13 protein-coding genes are annotated in these 16717 nt (G+C 63.9%); 4 read left to right on the top strand and 9 right to left on the bottom strand.

The features are described 5' to 3' along the window. The first annotated feature begins 17 nt into the window (after positions 1 to 17). The 3 genes from mdlC (at position 18) to M2427_RS32070 (ending at position 4693) form a co-directional block, all read left to right on the top strand. Positions 18 to 1646, top strand: a complete 1629-nt coding sequence (gene mdlC, locus M2427_RS32080; RefSeq protein WP_280710814.1) for a benzoylformate decarboxylase — start codon at positions 18 to 20, stop codon at positions 1644 to 1646. Positions 1647 to 1667: 21 nt separating this feature from the next. Beyond that, entirely contained in the window at positions 1668 to 3119 is a 1452-nt protein-coding gene (locus M2427_RS32075) for an aldehyde dehydrogenase (RefSeq protein WP_280710813.1), read from the top strand. A 164-nt stretch (positions 3120 to 3283) separates the two neighbouring features. Further along, entirely contained in the window at positions 3284 to 4693 is a 1410-nt protein-coding gene (locus M2427_RS32070) for an MFS transporter (RefSeq protein WP_280710812.1), read from the top strand. Between the two features lie 1052 nt (positions 4694 to 5745). Here M2427_RS32070 and M2427_RS32065 read toward each other — a convergent pair. The 9 genes from M2427_RS32065 to M2427_RS32025 form a co-directional block, all read right to left on the bottom strand. Next, positions 5746 to 6840, bottom strand: a complete 1095-nt coding sequence (locus tag M2427_RS32065) for a branched-chain amino acid ABC transporter permease (protein WP_280710811.1) — start codon at positions 6838 to 6840, stop codon at positions 5746 to 5748. Continuing rightward, complete coding sequence (locus M2427_RS32060; RefSeq protein WP_280710810.1) at positions 6837 to 7703, bottom strand: branched-chain amino acid ABC transporter permease; 867 nt, start codon at positions 7701 to 7703, stop codon at positions 6837 to 6839. Before M2427_RS32060 ends, M2427_RS32065 begins: the two co-directional genes overlap by 4 nt. 7 nt (positions 7704 to 7710) lie before the next feature. Next, positions 7711 to 8415 (bottom strand): ABC transporter ATP-binding protein, encoded by a 705-nt coding sequence (locus M2427_RS32055; protein ID WP_280710809.1) that lies wholly within the window; start codon positions 8413 to 8415, stop codon positions 7711 to 7713. Beyond that, entirely contained in the window at positions 8412 to 9125 is a 714-nt protein-coding gene (locus tag M2427_RS32050; RefSeq protein ID WP_280710808.1) for an ABC transporter ATP-binding protein, read from the bottom strand. The genes M2427_RS32055 and M2427_RS32050 overlap by 4 nt, the downstream gene beginning before the upstream one ends. 77 nt (positions 9126 to 9202) lie before the next feature. Continuing rightward, on the bottom strand, positions 9203 to 10528 hold the full coding sequence (locus tag M2427_RS32045) for an ABC transporter substrate-binding protein (RefSeq protein WP_280710807.1): 1326 nt from the start codon (positions 10526 to 10528) through the stop codon (positions 9203 to 9205). Between the two features lie 82 nt (positions 10529 to 10610). Continuing rightward, a complete protein-coding gene (locus M2427_RS32040; RefSeq protein ID WP_280710806.1) occupies positions 10611 to 12395 on the bottom strand; it encodes an FAD-dependent monooxygenase in 1785 nt (594 codons plus the stop codon). 35 nt (positions 12396 to 12430) lie between these two features. Further along, a complete protein-coding gene (locus M2427_RS32035; protein ID WP_280710805.1) occupies positions 12431 to 13333 on the bottom strand; it encodes an intradiol ring-cleavage dioxygenase in 903 nt (300 codons plus the stop codon). 24 nt (positions 13334 to 13357) lie between these two features. After that, positions 13358 to 14479 (bottom strand): maleylacetate reductase, encoded by a 1122-nt coding sequence (locus M2427_RS32030; RefSeq protein WP_280710892.1) that lies wholly within the window; start codon positions 14477 to 14479, stop codon positions 13358 to 13360. A 169-nt stretch (positions 14480 to 14648) separates the two neighbouring features. Further along, a complete protein-coding gene (locus M2427_RS32025) occupies positions 14649 to 15536 on the bottom strand; it encodes an AraC family transcriptional regulator (RefSeq protein ID WP_280710804.1) in 888 nt (295 codons plus the stop codon). Positions 15537 to 15564: 28 nt separating this feature from the next. Here M2427_RS32025 and M2427_RS32020 point away from each other — a divergent pair, with 28 nt between their 5' ends. Then, a complete protein-coding gene (locus tag M2427_RS32020; RefSeq protein WP_280710803.1) occupies positions 15565 to 15801 on the top strand; it encodes a hypothetical protein in 237 nt (78 codons plus the stop codon). Positions 15802 to 16717: the final 916 nt, after the last annotated feature.

Here is a 16717-nt window from a genome sequence, read left to right as displayed (position 1 = left end):
ACCGGGATGGGAACGATATGGCCACTGGGACGGATACGTTCGAGCAACGACGCGTGACCGCGCCGACCGTGCGCGATGCCGTCGTCAATCTGCTGCGTCGTCTCAAGATGACGTCCGTCTTCGCCAACCCAGGATCGACGGAATTGCCGTTATTCCGGCACTTCCCCGACGATTTCCGCTACGTCCTCGGACTCCAGGAGGCCGTGGTGGTCGGCATGGCCGACGGCTTTGCGCAGGCAACGCGCAACGCGGCCTTCGTCAACCTGCATTCGGCGGCCGGCGTCGGCAACGCGATGGGAAACATCTTCACCGCGTTCAAGAACCGGACGCCCCTCGTCATTACGGCTGGTCAGCAGGCCCGCTCCATCCTGCCTTTTGATCCGTTTCTTGCCTCCCGCGAGGCCACCGAGCTTCCGAAGCCCTATGTGAAATGGAGCATCGAACCGGCACGTGCCGAGGATGTGCCGCATGCCATCGCGCGCGCCTACTACATCGCGATGACGCAACCGTGCGGGCCCGTCCTGGTCTCGGTGCCGGTGGACGATTGGGATCGTCCGGCCGAGTATCTGCCAACACGCGTGGTCAGCCAGCAGGTCCGCCCCGATCCAGCCATTCTCGACCAGATCGGCAGCGCGCTCGATCGTTCGAAGCGGCCGGCCTTCGTCGTCGGAGCGGCCGCTGATCGCGACGGGGCCTTCAACGAGGTCCGGCAGCTCGCCGAAGCGCATAATGCGCGAGTCTTCACTGCGCCGATGTCCGGCCGCTGCAGCTTCCCCGAGGACCACCGATTGTTCGCCGGGTTCCTGCCGGCGATCCGCGAGAAGATCGTGCGCCTGCTCGACGGACACGATCTTGTCTTCGCGATCGGCGCGCCGGCGTTCTCGTATCATGTTGAGGGGTTCGGTCCGCATCTGCCAGATGGAGCCGAGCTCTTCCAGTTGACCGACGATCCCCAGACTGCCGCATGGACGCCGGAGGGAATGGCTGCGATCGGCAGCTTGCGGCTCGGCCTCCTGGATCTTCTTGCGCGTGCGACGCCACCGACACGCGCTACTCCTCCTGCCCGCACCATCGCGCGGCGAGTGGAGCCGACGGCGCCGCTCTCAACGGCCTTCGTGATGCAAACCATTGCGGACATGAAGCCCACCGCTGGGATCATCGTCGAGGAAGCGCCGGGCGCCAGGCCTGTGATGCAGGCGCACTTGCCCATCACGCAGAGCGAAGCCTTCTACACGATGGACAGCGGCGGCCTCGGTTACGGCATGCCGGCGGCTGTCGGCGTGGCCCTCGGAAAACCCGGCCGCCGTGTGATTGCCCTGATGGGCGATGGCTCAAGCCTCTACTCGATCCAGGCCATCTGGAGCGCCGCACAACTTCGTCTGCCCGTCACCTTCGTCATCCTCAAGAACGGACGCTACGCCGCGCTCCAGGACTTCGCGCCCGTGTTCGGCTTCAGTTCGCAAGAGCACGTCCAGGGCACCGACCTTCCCGGGCTCGATTTCGTCTCGATTGCGAGGGGCCTGGGCTGCTCTGCAGTCCATGTCGGGGGTGCCAAGAGCCTCCACGACGCTTTGGCCAAGGCATTTTCGTCCGAGCGACCAACACTTATCGAAGTCGAGGTCGAGGACAGAGACCTGCATAAATAAAACAGAACCGAGGGAGTAGATATGAACACGATTTCGATGTTGATCGGCGGCGAGCAACGAGCAGCCACCGGTAACGCCACGTTCGAGCGCCTCAATCCGCTCGATGGCCAGATTGCAACGCGAGCACCGGCAGCCACAGCGCACGATGCGATTGCAGCCGTGGAAGCAGCCGCAGGGGCCTTCCCGAGCTGGTCTGCCACAGGTCCCTCGGTGCGCCGTGCCCTTCTGACCAAGGCTGCGCACGCGCTGGAAGCCAAGGCCCCTGCATTCGCCGCGTCCATCGCTGCAGAGACGGGCGGCTCGGGGATCTGGGCCGGGTTCAACGTCCATCTCGCGGCCGGCATGCTGCTTGAAGCCGCGGCGATGACGACGCAGATCAGCGGCGAGATCATTCCCTCCGATGTGCCCGGCAGCTTCGCGATGGCGGTGCGGCAACCCGCAGGGGTGGTTCTGGGCATGGCGCCCTGGAATGCGCCTGTGATCCTTGGCGTGCGAGCGATCGCGCTGCCCCTGGCTTGCGGAAACACCGTCGTTCTGAAGGGGTCCGAGCTGTGCCCCGCGACACACGGGCTGATCGTCGAGGCGTTCAAGGAAGCCGGCTTCCCCAAGGGCGTCGTCAATTACGTGACCAACGCTCCGTTGGACGCAGGACCTGTTGTCGAAGCAATGATCGCGCATCCCGCGGTCCGCCGGGTCAATTTCACGGGATCGACGCGCGTCGGAAAGATCATCGCCGCCACATGCGCGAAGTATCTCAAGCCGGCAGTCCTCGAACTCGGAGGCAAGGCGCCACTCGTCGTTCTTGATGATGCCGACATCGACGCCGCCGTGAACGCAGCGGCATTTGGTGCCTTTGCGAATTCGGGGCAGATCTGCATGTCGACCGAACGAATCATTGTTGACGAGGCCATCGCCGACGAATTCGTGCGTCGCCTTGCCGACAAGGCGTCCAAGCTGCCGCTCGGCGATCCGAGAAAGGGACCTGTCGTTCTCGGCTCCGTCGTCGACATGACCACTGTCAAGCGCTGCAACGAACTCATCGATGACGCACTCGCGAAAGGCGCAAAGCTGCTTTGCGGCGGAAGGTCCGATTCCACGCTGATGCCGGCCACGCTGATCGACGGTGTCACATCCGATATGCGGATCTACAGCGAGGAGTCCTTCGGACCGATCAAGCCGATCGTTCGGGTCAAGGGCGAGGACGCTGCGATCGCCTGCGCAAACGACAATGCCTACGGCTTGTCGTCCGCCGTGTTCACCAGGGATACGTCGAGAGGCATGCGCGTCGCCTCACGCATTCAATCCGGGATCTGCCACATCAATGGCCCCACCGTGCATGACGAGGCTCAGATGCCGTTCGGAGGGGTCAAGGACAGCGGGTACGGACGATTTGGCGGCAAGTCTGGAATCGCCGAGTTCACAGACACCCGCTGGATGACCATTCAGACAAGCGAACGACATTACCCGTTCTGATCAGGCGCGAGCCCGATCTCAATCTCCAATGAAGTGACGTCGCCCCCTCAGCATTACAGGGGAGGCACGGCGAAGCTCGTCCTGGAAAGCCGATCGGACGTCACCCTGATCCGACACATCTATGCAAAACAAAAAGGAGGGAAGTTGTGACAGAGTCGTACCCCATGGGCCCCTTGTCCGCTCCGCATATCGCGGCAACCGGCTCCAATCCAACTCGCCTTCCCGGTGAGGTGAGCAGCCGCGGCAGCGCATATCCTTCCCTGGACATCGGGCAGCTCCTTGATAATGGTCCCTGGACCGTCCTGCAGAAAATGGTCGTCTTCATCGCCGCCCTGTCGATCATCATGGACGGGTTCGATGGACAGCTGATTGGCTTCGCCGTGCCCGTTCTGATCAAGGAGTGGGGCGTTACCCGTGGCGACTTTGCTCCCGCACTTGCGGCCGGGCTGGTCGGAATGGGAATAGGAAGCGCCTTCGCGGGCCTCCTCGCTGACCGGTTCGGACGACGTGGCGCCGTGATCGTCAGCGTGATGGTTTTCGGGCTGGCAACCTTCTGCATCGGCTTTGCAGCCAACCTCTGGCAGATTGGCACACTGCGATTTATTGCGGGACTCGGCATTGGCGGAGCCTTGCCGAGCTCCACCACCGTTGCGGCGGAATTCACACCCGAGCGTCGGCGGACGCTCGCCATTACCGCGACCATCGTCTGCGTCCCGCTTGGAGGCATGCTCGCCGGTCTGTTCGCCGGCCTGGTCCTGCCGACTCTCGGTTGGAGGGCCCTATTCTTTCTTGGCGGAGCTCTGGCCGTGCTCCTCGGATTCATTCTGTTGTTCATACTTCCGGAGACGCCCCGTTTTCTGACGCGCCGGCCCGCCCGTTGGGCCGAGCTGCGCCGGCTCGTCGGACGAATCTCGCGTCCGGTCGCAGCCGACATCGTCTTCACAGATTTAGGCGAGCAAAGAATTGAGAAGCGCGAGGGTTTTCCTGCATTGTTCGAGAAGGGCCGGGCCCGCGACACGATCGCGCTCTGGTGCGCCTTCTTTCTAAACCTGCTTGCCGTCTATAGCGCCTTCACATGGTTGCCGACGATGCTGACGTCCGAGGGGCTGGACGTCGCGATCGCAGGGTCCGGTTTGACGGCCTACAACTTCGGAGGCGTGCTCGGCGCTTTGACCTGCGCCATGGCCATCACCCGGTACGGCTCCCGCTGGCCGCTCCTGCTGTGCAGCTTCCTCGGCGCCGCCACCGCGCTTTACCTGACCCGCGTGAACATCGCACTGGAGGCGAGCATTCTGATAGCAGGGTTCGGTGTGCAGGGCTTCTTCGCCAATGCCGTGCAGTCGACCATGTATGCCGTGTGCGCCTACGTCTATCCCACCTCAGTCCGGGCCACGGGCACGGCCTCCGCCCTCGCCTTTGGCCGGCTTGGAGCCATCCTCAGTGCCTTTGCCGGTGCAACGGTGATCACGATCGGCGGAAAGGACGGCTATCTCCTGATGCTAGGCGTCGCCATGATCGGTCTTACCCTCGCGCTCGCTGTCGTTGGTCGCCACATCCCCGCGCGCAAAACATGACGAGAGGTCGTTACAGCCGCTCGACATATTCGGAACATTCCGGGAGGAACCCTCAATGCGAACCTCGTCTACTGGAATGCCAATTACGTTGAAATCAAACACGATGCCGATCTTGATCTGCTTGCAGCTATTGGAACTCCCTCGGCTCACGTCAGGTGACATCAAGACGTAGCTGCCGGCAGAGCTGATATCTTGACGCGCATAAGGGCACGAAATGGCCATCGGAGGCGTACCGATAGACATCATCCACCGCAAACAGACGCCATGGAATTTTCAACTCGCGTCCCTCTGCGGCGAGCAATAAGTCGTTGCTCTCGGCAGTGTCGGTCTGTCCAACCATCTCGCCTGCCCTGCTCACATTGGCTGAGGCGAGATTTTTCTTGATCTCCCGGTGCACACGTCGTGCACACGCCGCTCCCTAACCAATTGAAAAACTTAAACTCTCGCTCCAATCCATCATTGGAACGACTGTGCTTGCGCGGCTGAACTCCTGTTGGGGGTGGGGTTCAGAATTTTTTGAAGGCGAAACCCAGACCAACCGTTTTTTGTCGGTGCGTTCTCGCCCACGGAAATGTCCCCGATGTCCCCTTTGTCCCCTTGATGTCCCCCGTCGAATGTCCCCGCTCCAACTGAAGTCGTTGCTTTTTTGCACCCATCGTTCGCGAGAAATTCGCTATCTCGATTTAATTCTCATCAATAGATCAGAATGGCTCAATCACCCGCCGCACAGGACGCTCGTGAAGGACGCAAATTGGCGGTCCCATGCAGGAGAACAAAGTGGAAGAAATACTGGCTTACTTGCGAGAATCTTTGAGAGGCTTTCAAGAAGTTCCGGCGGACTCACCTTTCCTTCACGGCTACGAATATGCGCACGCAGTTTGGTTGGACAGGGTCCTGGGTTCGAGCCCCAGCGCGCTCACCACGAAGCTCTTGAAATTAAAGCCCATCTTTCCATTGGGATAAGCTAGAGGCCTGCCAGCCGACGACTCCTGCAATCGCAATCCGGAGGAGGATGCCCAGCACGAGGTTAGTCGTAACGGCATTGGACTGGCCTAGCAGCTGCGGCCGAGCCGGCGTTGTGTCGGGAACAGCTGTAATTGCCAGCGCCGGGCTGCCGCACCCCACATGCCCCCCGGCATGAACAACATAATCAGGATGGCGAGCGTACCGAGCACGACCAGATAGAGACTGCCATACTGGGCGAGATAGGTGACGAGCCCCCACAGCAGCAGCACGCCGACCATCGGGCCTTCGATGGTACGCACCCCGCCGATCACGACGATGAAGATGACATAGGCGGTCCAGTCGGTGACGCTGAAGGCCGCATCAGGCGAAATACGCGCCTTCTGCAAATAAACCACGGCGCCGACCATGCCGGTGGCGAACGCGACCACGATCCACAGCACGTAGCGAGTCCGCGCGGTGCGGACGCCGACGCTGCGCGCGGCCGCTGCGTTGTCACGGCTTGCGGCCAGCGCAAGACCGTGGTGCGAGCGCATGAAGCCGTAGATGCCGAGCGTGACCAGCACGGCGAGCAACAGCGCCAGCCAGTAAACCAGCACGTCACGCGCGGCCGCCGGGCGCAGGCCAAGCAGCGCCTGCACCGCCTTCAGCCCGACCATCTGCGACAGTTCGCTCGGCGAGATCGACATCCCGGTGCCGCCGCCGAGCGACTTGAACTGGGCGCAGATCAGCCGCAGCGCTTCGGCGGCGACCCAGCTGCCGATCGCGAAATATGGCCCGTCCAGCCGGAAGAGCAGCGGCCCGAGCACCGCCGCGACCACCGCCGCGAACAGTCCGGCCAGCGGGATCGCCGCGACCGGATCGAGCCCGGCCATCACGATGCCGGCAAACAGCGCATAGGCGCCGAGCCCGACAAACGCCTGCTGCCCGACCGATATCAGCCCGCCCCACCCGGCCAGCACGTTCCAGAGCTGTGCCAAGGTCAGCATGGTGAAGACGAAGATCAGATCCTGGATCAGGTTGCGCGAGGCGATCGCGGGCAGCGCGGCCAGCGCCACGATCAACGCGATGCCGGCCACGGCCGCAACGCGCGACAGCCGCGTGCCGACCCGAACCTGCCACACCGGCGCGTCCGCCGGGCGCTGCTCGCGGCTTGCCGGGATATGGATGCTTTCAACGCTCATGCCCGCCTCGCCGGGAACAGGCCGCGCGGCCGCACCATCAGCACAACAAGGAAGGCGAGATGGCCGGCCAGGATCTGCCATTCCGGATTGATCCGCCCTCCGATCGCCTGCGCCAACCCGAGCACGATGCCGCCCGCCAGCGTCCCCCACAGGCTGCCGAGCCCGCCGATGATCACGGCTTCGAACGCATAGAGTAGCCGCGCCGGTCCAATCGACGGATCGAAGCTGGCGCGGATACCGAGCACAACAGCGGCGATCACCGACACTGCGAGCGACAGTCCGACCGCGATGGCGTAGACATTGCGCTCGTTGATGCCCATCAACTGCGCGATCGCGGGATTATCCGCAGTGGCGCGGAAGGCGCGGCCGAGCGAGGTGCGATAGAAGATGAGCTGGAGCAGCGTGACGGCGGCAACCGCCGTTACCAGCGCGGTCAGCGGCGCCAGCCCGACGCTCAGGCCGGGGGCGAGCGCCACCGACGAGGATTCGAACGCGCCTGCCTGCAGACGGCGGCTGTCGGCGCCGTAGCCGAGCAGCAGTCCGTTCTGGATCACGATCGACAGGCCGAAGGTGACGAGCAGCGGCGGCAGGATGTCGTCGCCGAGCACCCGCTCTAGCACCAGCCGTTGCAGCACGAAGCCGAGCACGAACATCGTGATGACGACCAGCAGGGATGCGGCCGCAAGCGACAGACCGAACGCGGCGGTGGCGTTGAGCACCAGATAGGCGGCAAGCAGGATCAGATCGCCATGCGCCAGATTGACCAGGCGCATGATGCCGAAGATCAGCGACAGGCCAAGCGCGAACAGCGCATAGACGCCGCCGAGCAGCACGCCTTCGATGATGGTATCGAACCCGCTCATCGCTCCCTCATGCTCCGAAATAGGCCGCGCGGATGGTGTCCTGATCGACATCCCTTGGCCGTCCGCTCAGCGTCACTCGTCCCTCCTGCAAACAGTAGAAGCGATCCGAAGCGCGCAATGCGCGGGCGATGTCCTGCTCGACCAGCACGACGGCGGTACCGCCAGAGCGGATCTGCGGCAGCATGCGATAGATGTCCTCCACCACGATCGGCGCGAGGCCGAGGCTGATCTCGTCGCACAGCAGCACCGAGGGGTTGGACATCAGCGCGCGGCCGATCGCCACCATCTGCTGCTGCCCGCCCGACAGCGCGGTGACGGCGCCGCGCCGCCGCTCCTTCAGCACCGGGAACATGCGGTAGACCGCGGCGAGATCCCAAGGCGCGCTGCGTTTGCCGCCATATGCGCCAATCAAGAGGTTCTCCTCGACGCTGAGCGAGGGAAACAGCTGGCGACCCTCCGGCACCAGCGCGAGGCCGAGCCGGACGATGCTGGCGGCGGATATATCGCCGATCGCCCGCCCGCGCAGGCGGATCGCATCGGGGCGATTGCGGACGAGACCGGCCAGCGACTTCAGCATGGTGGACTTGCCGGCGCCGTTGGCGCCGATCACTGCGACCGCCTCGCCCTCGTTCAGCTCGAAGTCGATGCCGAACAGCGCCTGGAAGTCGCCGTAGAACGCATCGAGCGCCGTGACATTGAGCAGCGCGGTCATGCCGGCACGCCCATATAAATCGTCTCGACCTCGCGCGAGCGCATCACGTCGACTGGCGCGCCCTGGGCGACGATCTTGCCAAAGTTCAAGACGACCAGCCGCTGCACCACCGCGAGCAGCGCATGCACCACGTGCTCGATCCAGATGATGCCGACGCCTTCGGCATGGATGGTGCGGATGGTCTCGACCAGTTCGTGGCACTCGGCATCGGTGAGGCCGCCCGCGATCTCGTCGAGCAGCAGCGTGCGCGGCTTGGTGGCGAGTGCGCGGGCCAGCTCGAGCCGCTTGCGATCGAGCAGCGGCAGGCTGCCGGCAAGCCGGTTGGCCTTGGCTTCGAGGCCGGTGAGAGCAAGCATGCGGCCGCAATGCTGGACGGCGTCGGCCTCGGAGAGGCCGCCGCCGAACAAGGCGGCGACCGCGAGGTTCTCGAACACAGAAAGGTGGTCGAACGGTTGCGGAATCTGAAATGAGCGCCCGATGCCGGCGCGGCAGCGTGCTTCCGGAGAAAGGCCCGTGATGTCGACGCCATCGAGTGCGATGCGACCGGCGTCCGGCCGCAACAGCCCGGTGACGAGATTGAACAGCGTCGACTTGCCGGCGCCGTTCGGCCCGATCACGCCCAACGCCTCGCCGGACGCAAGCGTCAGCTCGATGGCATCGGCGACCACGATGGCGCCGAACCTTTTCGAGACGGAATGGAGTTCGAGCATGTTCGCTCTCAAAATGGTCTGAAGAGATGCGCGGACGTGCCGCGCATCTCCGATCAACAACGCCCGAAGCTGGCGCGCTAGCTCAGCGCCTGCATGTCGCCGCCGAGCGGAATCTGCGGCGCCAGCTTGTTGTCGGTGATCACCATGTCGTATTTGTCGCCGTTGAGCCGCCATTGCCCGCCGACCAGCGGCGTCTTGGCGATGTTCTTCGCGGCGAACGGCGGCACGGCGCTAGAGCCGAACTCGATCTGGCCCACGATCGTATCGAGCTTGGTGGCGCCGATCGCCTTCGCCAGCGCCGCGCCATCCGCTGGATCGCCGGAGCGCTTGATGGCGTCGATCGCGACCTCGAACAGCGAATGCACGAAGCCGATCGGCTGGGTCCATTGCTTGCCGGAAGCCTGCTCATATCGCTTGGCGAGATCGGCGGCGCTGACGCCGCTGAGGCTCGACTTGTAAGGATGGGTCGGCGTCCACCACACCTCCGTCGAGATGTTGTTGCCGCCCTTGCCGAGCGCCTGCACCGATGCGGGGAACAGCAACGCCTTGGCGACCGACACGACTTTCGGCTTGAGCCCTTTCTGTCGCGACTGGTTCCAGAACGTGGTGAAATCGGGCGGGATGATCACGCCGGTGATGATCTCGGCATCGGCGCCACGAAATGCCGCGATCTGCGAGCTGAAATCGTCGGTCAGGTTCTGGAAGCGGCCGGGGTCGGTGAGCTTGAAGCCCTGCTTGGCCAGCACCGGCGGGAAGCCGATCGTGGTGTCGCCCCAGGCGTTGCCGTCGGCATCGTTCGGAAACAGTGCGCCGACCGATTTGTTGGTCGCGACCTGGCTCCACATGCTGGTGAAGACGCCGATCACGTCTTCCAGCCCCCAGAAGTAATGGAAAGTATAGTCGAACGGCTTCCAACTCTTGGGATCGCCGGGATTGGCCTGGCGGCCGATGAAGTTGGTCTGCCAAGGCGCGACGGAGGAGATGCATGGCACCTGCTCGAGCTCGCACTGCGTCGCCACAGGGTTGTTGGTCTCGGGCGTGGCGCCGACCACGATCAGGCTGACATTGTCGCGGGTGATTAGCTCCTTGGCGACCTCGGCGGCGCGGTTCGGATTCGACTGGCTGTCTTTTGTCACCACCTCGACCGGATAGGTCTGCGATCCGACCTTGACGCCGTCCTTGATGAACTTTCGGAATTCACCGAGCACAAAATCGTCGGCTTCGGCGAAGGCAGCGAGCGGTCCGCTCTTCGGCGAGACATAGCCGATCTTGATCGGCTTGTTGGCCGCGCGCACGGAAGGCGCGAACAACGTCGTACTGCCGGCAGCGGCGAGGCCACCGGCGATGCCCTGCAGCACGCGGCGGCGATCGAAAGATATGACGCTCAATTGATCCTTGCTCATTTTCCCCTCCTTGAGGCAGGCCGGTTGCATGCCGGCTGCCGTTTCATTTCGTTCTGAACACAATTGCCGGCGTCGCGCCGCATCACGCGGCGGCGACGGACTTCGCTTGCGCGCTGCGGCCGAGGATCTGGCCGAATACGTCGAGCAGCACCTCGGAGGCATTCGCCGCCGCCTCTTTGGCGCGCCAGGCGACGTACATATCGGGGCGCACCAAAACGCAGCCGTCCTCGTCCACCTCGCTCTGGCGATACCAGTCGGCGTAGATGTCGAGTGCGTCGCAGCCTTGCGGGCCGATGGTGACGACATCGACCGGCAGGCCGTAGGCCTTCTCGATTGCGGCAGCCGCCGCCTTCCAGCCATCACCCCCGATCCCGGTGAGCAGCGTGAAACGGCCCTTGCCGACAAGATCGAGCGTCGATTTGCGCTGGCCATGATGCTCGACCCAGACATGCGGCAGATGCGCGCCGGGCCAGGTGGTGGCCTGATAATAAAGTTCGTGATCGCGGCTGAAGGCCGGCATCGGCGTGCCGTCGGACACCACGGCGGTCGAGCCATAGCGCTGGTTCATCTCGACGCCGTGGCAGTTGAACTCGTAGCTCTTGTTGGCGATGGCCTCATAGAGCTTCTTGCGGCGCGCCTTGCCCTCGGCGGTCGGCGCCTTGCGCGCGGCGATCGCCTTGCGGGCCTCGGCTGGATCGGTCGAGGCGACCAGCCCCACCGCCTCGAAGATCGGCGGGAAGTCGCCGATGCTCTTGTTGGCGCGGGTCACGATCTGCTTGCCGACCGGCTGGCGCTCCGCCGAATAGCTCTCGAGCAGCGACGGTGCGGCATGGCCCTCGAGCACGAGCTTCAGCTTCCAGCACAGGTTGAAGGAATCCTGGATCGAGGTGTTGGAGCCGAGGCCGTTGGTCGGCGGATGGCGGTGCACGGCGTCGCCGACGCAGAACACACGGTCGGACGAATAGTGGCCGGCATACATCTCGTTCACGGTCCAGGTCGAGGTGGAGCGGACCTTGACCTCCAGCGTCTCGTCGCCGACGAGATTGCGCACGATCGAGATCGCCTCGTCATTGCTGAGCTTGCGCTCGCCCTGCTCGATGTCATAGCCCCAGATGATCAGCCATTCGTTCCATGGCCGCACCATGCGGATCAGGCCAGCACCGATGCCGCCGATCTCCGCGCCGGGTTGCAGCACCCAGTACAGCACGCTCGGCCGGTGCGCGACGTACTTGCTCAAGTCCGCCTGCACGATGATGTTCATGCTGCCGGCGCGGCCCATCTGACCCTCCATCGGCAGCCCGATCACCTCGGCAACCCGGCTGCGGCCGCCATCGGCGCCGATCAAATACTTCGCGCGGATCTGGTAGGTCTCGCCGGATAGCCGATCCTTCACCGTTGCCGTGACGCCGTCGGCATCCTGCACCAGGTCGACGAACTCGGTGTTGAAGCAGAGCGAAGTGCCGCGCTGGCCGGCGGCCTCGATCAGGATCGGCTCGAGCAAATTCTGCGGCAGGTCGCAAATCCGGGTCGGGCTGGCGAGATCGTAATCCGCCTTGCGCCAGGGATGATTGCCCCAGGAATAGAGCCGGCCGAACTCCTCGCCGGCGAGGCTTTCGCAGAACACGTTGTTGGCCATCAGATGCTGCGGCACCGCCTGCGCCACCGCCTTGTCCTCGAGGCCGAGATCGCGCAGCACCTCCATCGCGCGCTGGTTGGTGATGTGGGCGCGCGGCGTGTCAGCCAGCCAGCCATATTTCGTCACCAAGATGTGCTTGACGCCGTACATGCCGAGCAGCGCCGCCGCAGTCGCGCCGGCCGGGCCGCTGCCGACGACAAGCACGTCGGTCTCAACAGGTTTGCTGGTCATGTTCCTCTCCTTGGTCGTATTGTTGGCTGTGATCGTTATTCCGCGGCCATCATCGGCTTCGGCACCAGGCCGGCGCCGGACTTCATCTGGAAGTCGTAGGTCATCAGGTGCCACGGGCCGGAGACCCGCTCGCCGTTCGGCAGCGCTGCTTCGTTGCGCGGCTCGACGCGCGCGATGAGCTCGTCCTTGACGCCGAACACCACGTCGCTGCGCAGATATTGGTCGCCATCGAGGAATACGTGGGTGATCAGTGGCTCGTAGCCCTCGGCCTTGACCAGGAAGTGGACGTGCGCCGGCCGCATCGGATGGCGCTTCGTCGTCGTGATGAGATCGCCGACCGGGCCATCGGTCGGGATCGGATAGCTGCACGGCAGGATGGTTCGGAAGGAAATGCGGCCGTCGGCATCGGTGACGAAACGCGCGCGCAGCGACGGACCGTGGGTCGCGTAATCGGCCTTCTGCGAATCGTAGAAGCCGTCGTCGTCGGCATGCCAGACGTCGATCTCGGCACCGGCGAGCGGCTTGCCGGCGAGGTCGGTGACGCGGCTCTGCACGAACATCACCTCACCGTCGATGCCCTCGGAGATATTGGCACCGTGCGGCATGACGCGGTGCTCGCCGACATAGAACGGGCCAAGCACCGTGGTCTCGGTCGCGCCCTCGCGCTCGCGGTGATTGACGGCGTCGACCAGCATCGAGACGCCGAGCACGTCGGAGAGCAGGATGAACTCCTGACGCAGCAGCGTGCAGGTCTGGCCGGTGCGGGTCAGGAATTCGATCGCCTGATTCCATTCGGCGAAGGTGAGATCGGTGCGGCGTACCAGATCGTGCAGCGACTTGACCGTCTCCTCGACGAGGAACTTCAGCCGCTTGTTCGGCGTGTTGGCGAAGCTGCGGAGCACTTCGTCGGTGAGATCATGCTCGTTGAAATTGGCCATCGTGTCGTCCTTTGAGCTCGGATGTCAGTTCCGCGCAGGCGCGTCGCCACGCCAAGCCGCCGCGATCAGGTCTTGGATCGCGACACGCTCCACGGGTCTTGGATTGGCATAGGGGCTGCGCACGACCATCTCGGCGGCGCGCGCAATGCCGCCCTCGGGCATGCCGATGTCGGCCAGCCGGCGCGGCAGTGCGAGGCGGCGCGCGAGGTCGAACAGCCCTTGCGGCGCATCCGTCGCGCGCAAGGCCCGCGCAATTCGGGTCATCGCGTCGGGCGCAGCCGCAGCGTTGTAGGCGGCTGCATGCGGCAGAACGATCGCGTGGGTTTCGGCATGCGGCAGATCGAACATCCCGCCCAGCACGTGGCAGAGCTTGTGGTGCAGCGACATGCCGACCGCGCCGAGGCAGACGCCGCACAACCAGGCGCCATAGAGCGCATCGCGACGGGCGCTGGGATCGGCGGGCGCCACCACGATGCGCGGCAGCGCGCGGGCGAGCGCGGCGATGCCATCCTCCGCCATCAGCGAGGTCAGAGGATTGGCGTCGGGCGCATAAAGCGCCTCGACGGCGTGGGCGATCGCGTTGAGGCCGCTGGCGGCGGAGATGTGCGGCGGCAGGCTGACGGTGAGATCGACGTCGTAGATGACGGTGTCCGGCACCAGATCCTGGGACTGCTGCGTGGTCTTGATGCCGTTGGCGGTTTCGCCAAGGATCGGCGTCATCTCCGATCCGGCATAGGTGGTCGGGACAGCGATATGCGGCAGCCCGGTGCGCAGCGACAGCGCCTTTCCGAGCCCGACCGTCGAGCCGCCGCCGATCGCAACCAGCCCGTCGACGTCGCGGGATTCGACAATGCCAAGCGCCTCGTTAGTCACCTCGACTGGCGTATGCATGCGCGCGCCGGCATAGAGACCCGCGAGCCGGTCGCCGAGGCCCGCGCCGAGCCGGCGTCCGAGATCCTGTTGCGCATTGGTGGTGAGCACCAGCGCCCGCTTGATGCCAAGGCGCTCGCTCTCCTCGCCGAGCCGCGTCGAGGTGCCGGCGCCGAACACCACGCGATATCGCTGCGAGCAATAGAAAAAGGTGCCCAGGCTGGCATCACCGGTCGCCGCTACACGTGCGATGGATGCGCTTCCGGCATCCGGCATCGCCGTACTCATGGCATTTCTCCCAAGCCGGCGGACCGGCAGTCTCGTCTTGTTGGGAGAAAGCTAGCGGCGAGCGGCCGTGGCGGCCTGCACGAAACCGGAGAAAATCTGCACAAAACCGGAAAAATAATGCGTAGCAGCCGGGCCGCACCCGCGCCTGCCGCCGGGACTAGTGGCTACGCCGATATCGCCCCGGCGTCAGCCCGGTGAAGCGACGGAACATCCGCGTAAAGTGCTCCTGATGGGAGAAGCCGCAGGCCAGCGCGATGTCGGCGAGGCTCTGCGTCTCGTCGGCAAGCAATACCCTGGCGCGTTCGATGCGCAAATTGAGCACGTATTGATAGGGTGAGACGCCGCTGGTCGCCTTGAACAGGCGCACGAAGTATTCGGTGCTGCGACCGGACAGCTCCGCCAACTGGTCGAGCCGGACATCGGTATCGAGATTGGCATCGACGAATTCGCGGATTCGCGCCATCTGCTTGACGCTGAGCAGGTTTGGATGCTTGCCGGCCTCCACGCTCGGCTTGTGGAAATTGATCGCGACGAAGCGGTTGGCGATCGCCTGCGCGATCGGATCGACGAACAGCGACGAGGCCGGTAGACCGCCGGTGATGGTGTCGCCGATCGCAGCGGCCAGATGCTCGAGCACGGCATCCTGATCGCCGAGCATCGGCGCCAGCCCGCCGATGAAGCTCGAGCCTCCGTCGCGGCCCGCGAACAGGTCGGAGCGCAGATAGATGTGGGTGGATTCCAGTGCCTCGCGCAGCACCACGTTGCAGGCATGGCCTGCGGGCAAGAAGAACACGCCGCCGCGCGGGATGTGCCGGGCGACCGACTTGCCCTCCATCACGTAGGTGATGTCGACCGGGCCACCCCGATGCAACACCATCAGATTGTCTGACAGTGCGTGGAAGTGCCCGTCAAACGGCCGTTCACGCTGCACCGAAGCGTAGGCCGACGACCAGCCGAGCCCTTCGCTCGAGCCACGGAATTCGGCCTGGAAGCGGTCCAGGATCCCGTGCGTCTCCTGCACCCCAAAATTCGACGTCGCCTGCATCCGACAGACCAAGGGCTCGAGGCTTCGGTTGCTGCTGAGTGAAACCCAACGGCCCCCGATTTTCAATGCAATCGAAGCAAAGGGCCCGACGGAGACTTTGCTGCAGCGCGAAAGCAAGGCTGCTGTGCCTCGATCATTCCACATCGCATATTCCACGGTCTCCGGAAGAAACTCTGTCGTCTGCATGCTGCTGGAGGTCGGCTGCGCAACGCAGATGGTCAGCGCGATCGTCGGTATGTCCGAGCAGATGGTCGATCAGCCATAAAGGTTTCGAAATTCCGCCTCGCGCGCGGCGCGATCAAGCTGCTCGACGACGGCCAGACGGAGCGGCGCGTGCAGATTCAGAGCGCCGCCAAGAAGGCCGAACAGCGATTTGCAATCCCGTCGCTTTGGCGCCTGTTCGAGCTCTAAAACCGGTTGAGATTGTAAACTCTGCCCGCTGGAATCGTTGGAGAAAATGGCAAGAGCACCTTTCTTTTGATCACGGGGTCCTGGGTTCGAGCCCCAGCGCGCTCACCAAGCTAAATCAATGCCTTAAGCGAAATCAGCAGCTGAACAAAAACGGCCCGTGTGGGCTCGGATCAAGAGCCTCGTGAGGACACGCTCCCGCGTATCGAATGCGAGGCCCCGGTACCGGCCTCGGCCGAAATATGCCCCACTGCCTCAGGACACGTGAATCCTTCACGTGGTGGATTTCGCGTTTCTGTTGCCTGCGGTAAGATGCCCCCCGGGTAGCCACTCAGAGTCTGCTCTGGAGTGCATGATGCAGAACTTTGTAACCGGATGCACTGTGGTCGCTTTGGGCGTCATGGTGTTGCTTGCCTACTCCCAAAAGCACCATCAATGCTGGAACGGGAACGTGCTCGAAGACTTGCGCGAGCACGTGCTCACTCGTCAGCCTTGCGGATCCCTCAGTAGTCCCTCCATGTAGGGGCCGCCGCTCCACGGAGCTTTTCCACACCCGGGCGGTCCTTGGTTTTGAGCCCCAGCGCGCTCACCAAACACTGACCGCATTTTCGGGGGTTAAGCTTCTATACGAATAGCGAAGGCGAACAAAAAAGACGTGCTAGCTCGCGACTCCGATCAGCTAAAGCGGGATGGGGTTAGTCTGAATCGATTTGGGATTCCCAAATCAGCCTGTTTCTGATTCACCGTGCTGGCTGGATGGGAGGCCGGCATGG

Source organism: Bradyrhizobium sp. BR13661 (assembly GCF_029892425.1).
GTDB lineage: Bacteria > Pseudomonadota > Alphaproteobacteria > Rhizobiales > Xanthobacteraceae > Bradyrhizobium.
Note: the sequence above shows the minus strand (reverse complement) of the source record. Positions and strands in the feature narration are given on the sequence as shown.